Here is a 3,177-nt window from a genome sequence, read left to right on the forward strand (position 1 = left end):
AATAGACACCATCATCGTGGGCGGCATTGCGTTGGACTTTGAAGACAGCAGCGGCGAAGTTGAAGGCGGCGCTGGCTATGAGTATGAGGTGGTGCCCGCTGCAAGCGGTGACGACAGCGAAAAGCGCAAACGCGTGGCCCGCACATTGAACGCCAAACTGAACTTTGGCCCGGCAACCAACCCTGATGATTTTGTGAAGATGCGCGGTGTGCAGATTGCTATGCGCGACTCTGCAACGGGCCGCAAGGCGGTGGCACCTAATTGCGGCTTTGCCAAGATGGGGAAGATTGGAGCGGGCACGGTGGACGTGACGTTCAACCTGCTCTCGCCGTTGCAGTGGCTCTAAAAAGCTGATTGCATACTGACCACAAAAGGCCCTTCGGGGCCTTTTGTTTTTGGTGAAGTGTTTCACCGTGACGGTGTGTTGACGAATGCCGACACTGCAAGGCATGGACACAAAAAGCACCCCAACCATTGCCAGCCTTTACGACTTGACCCTTGCGGACGGGTTGCCCGTTCAGTCTGATGGGCGGGAAATTCGCTATCGCACTGTGCGCCTGCGAGAAACAACGGTCGCAGATGAGCGGGCCGCCCAACAAGCGGCAGAGCGTGTTGTGATGGTAGATAAGCAGCATCGGCTGCTTGTGAGCGATGCAGATTTTCGTTATGCCATGACGTTTAGGCATATTGATTGGCTTGAGTGTGACGGTAACAAGCTGTATGGAGCCTCGCTTGACCTGAACTCAATGGGCAAGATGAGCAGCCATGATTTGGCATTGATTGAGCGCCGTATTTTCTTGATGGCAATGGCGGCAGAGGTGCGTTACGGGAATATGACGCAGGCCCAATTTGAGGGTATTTTGAGTGGCGAAGATGACTCGCTTTTGAAAGCTGCATCCCCACAGTTCGTGGGCCAGGTTGCAGCGGCTGGAGCAAATGGTGCTGATGCTGAGCCTGGCCCTGAATTGCTCTCCAACTTTGTTGGACAACGTGCCGACGGGGCGACTTCGATCAATGCTGACAGAGCTAAATAAGCGCGGTACGTAACTTATGCGCGAACTCAAGCTGAAATACCTCATTGAGCTGCACAGTGACATTGCCGCCAAGTCAAAGAGTGATATGCACGCTTTGGCAAAGATGCAGGAGGTGATGCAAAAAGAGTTTGCATCTTCTGAGTTGAAGGTTGGGTCTCTTGCCCGAGCGCTTGAACGCTTGGGCGGGGTGCATGGCTCAAGCGTTGCGCAGCAAGCTGCGTATTGGTCTAAAGTGGCTCAGAGTGCCGACCGCGCACGCCATGCGGCTGAGGGGTATTTATCTTCTCTCAAAAAAATTCAAGGGGTGGCATTGACCACGGGGGCCGCCGCATGGGCCGTGAGCGGGCCAATTAAGCGTGGCCTGTCTTTCGATGGCAACTTGGCCGACATGGCTAACACGGCGTTTTCAGAGCGTGATGTGGGTGGCCGTGTGGCGGGTATGAAGGAGCTTGAAACGCTGGTTAACACAGCGCGTAAAAACGGTGGTGGAACACGTGAGGACGCGGCGGATGCGCTGAACACGCTGCTGGCTAATGGCGTAGATGTAGGCGACTCTAAAAAAATGTTGGGTGCAGTTGTGAGGCAAGCAACGGCGGCCAGAACTGACGCGAACGATATTGCGCGTATTGGGGTGCGTTTGCGCGATTTTGGATTGTCTCCTGATAGATTGACGCAGCTTTTGTCAGGGGCCCAACGTGCGGGTCAGCTTGGTAGCTTTGAGTTAAATAATGCCGCGAAATGGCTCCCACAGATCATGGCCCCAGCTGGTATGGCGGGTATGCGCGGTGAAAAAGATTACGCAAAGGTGCTGGCTTGGATGCAGGCGTCGATCAAAACAGCAGGAACGCCAGATGAGGCCGGTACGAACCTCAAGGATTTAATGGCTTTGATGAGCTCGGAACACTTCATGGGCGATATGGCCAAGGTGGTGTTTAACGGGGGTAAAAAGCTCAAAGGTGGCGAACGGTTTGCTGCGATGCATTCAATGCAGGATGTGTATCAAGACTACCAAAGCCGAGGGATTGGAAAGGTAGAGGCGACGCTTGACCTGTTTAAAAAAGTCATTGACTCTGACCCTCGTTTTGCAAGCCTTAAAAAGCGATATGACGCGACAAAAGATGACGGTGAGAAGAAGGAGATTTTGGGGTCAATGATGCAACAGCTCACGGGGTCGTCATTGGGTCAGGTTTTTAAGAACCAACAATCTGCCGCAGCTTTTTTGGCAATCATGAACAATCAAGATTTGGTGAAGTCTGTAGAGACCGCCGTTCTTGAACAGTTTGGCAAAAAGCCCGGTGAGCTAGAGGTTGATAAGTCGTTTGCAGTGCGTGAGCAAACGGGTGAGTTCAAGATGGAACAGGCGAATGAAGCTAAAAAATTGGCTGAGAAGGCAGCTATAGATGGGGTGTCAGGCCCTCTTGGCAAGCTGGCCGATATGGCGGGAGCAACTGCCGAGGCGTTTCCTAAAACAACTGGCGCTGCCGTTCTCTTGGCAACAGCATTGACTGCGGCGGCGGGAGCCGCGGCGGTGTTTTCAATTGCGGGTGGAAAAGGGATTGGCGGCGCTGTAACTGGCGCAGCAGGTGCGCTTGGGGCTTTAGGGCCAGCGCTTGGCCGAGTCGCGCCAACGCTTGGAAGACTTAGCCTAGCTGGCGGGGCGGCTTACGGCGCATATGAGATGTATCAGCTGGGTGATGCATTTACTCAGTGGTATAGCGCAGCGCATCGAGATGGGGTGGCGTTGTCACCTCAAGCGCAAGAGCGAATTAATGGCGGTGCTTTGAACGGTTGGCGTGGAAAGGGCTACAACGATCCACGCTTGTTTGATTTGACTGCGCCTGTAGACGCTGCACAAACGATGGGCGCTCAATCGGGCCAAGTGCAAATTGGTCAGGGCCAGCTTGATATCAATGTGCGGGTGACCGATGACCGCGTGACGCTGTCGCCCACCGTGGCGCAGCAGCCCTCATTGATTCGTATCAATCCCGGATCAACCAACCCAGCGGGGTATAGCAAATGAGCTGGATTGATGAGCTTCAACAGGCGAGCTTTCGGGGCGTGCCGTTTCATGTGGAGACCACTGAGCGCAAGCCGGGGTTTCACACGGTGTTGCGGGACTACCCGTTCCAAGACTTGCCGACCG

The 3,177-nt window shown here is 54.3% G+C and carries 4 protein-coding genes; all 4 read left to right on the plus strand.

All coding sequences use genetic code 11. The annotated features are described in order from the left end of the window. Window positions 1-346: hypothetical protein (locus RMR24_RS08180; RefSeq protein ID WP_310614590.1), on the plus strand; the 346-nt coding region annotated here is incomplete at its 5' end. Window positions 347-431: 85 nt separating this feature from the next. Next, window positions 432-1,034 (plus strand): phage tail assembly protein, encoded by a 603-nt coding sequence (locus RMR24_RS08185; protein ID WP_310614591.1) that lies wholly within the window; start codon window positions 432-434, stop codon window positions 1,032-1,034. A 388-nt stretch (window positions 1,035-1,422) separates the two neighbouring features. Beyond that, window positions 1,423-3,054 (plus strand): phage tail tape measure protein, encoded by a 1,632-nt coding sequence (locus tag RMR24_RS08190; protein WP_310614592.1) that lies wholly within the window; start codon window positions 1,423-1,425, stop codon window positions 3,052-3,054. After that, window positions 3,051-3,177 (plus strand): DNA circularization N-terminal domain-containing protein (locus RMR24_RS13540; RefSeq protein ID WP_405023326.1); only part of this gene is annotated, 127 nt, incomplete at its 3' end. The genes RMR24_RS08190 and RMR24_RS13540, both read left to right, overlap by 4 nt.

It is taken from the genome of Limnohabitans sp. (genome assembly GCF_031539105.1).
Taxonomy (GTDB): Bacteria; Pseudomonadota; Gammaproteobacteria; order Burkholderiales; family Burkholderiaceae_C; genus Limnohabitans.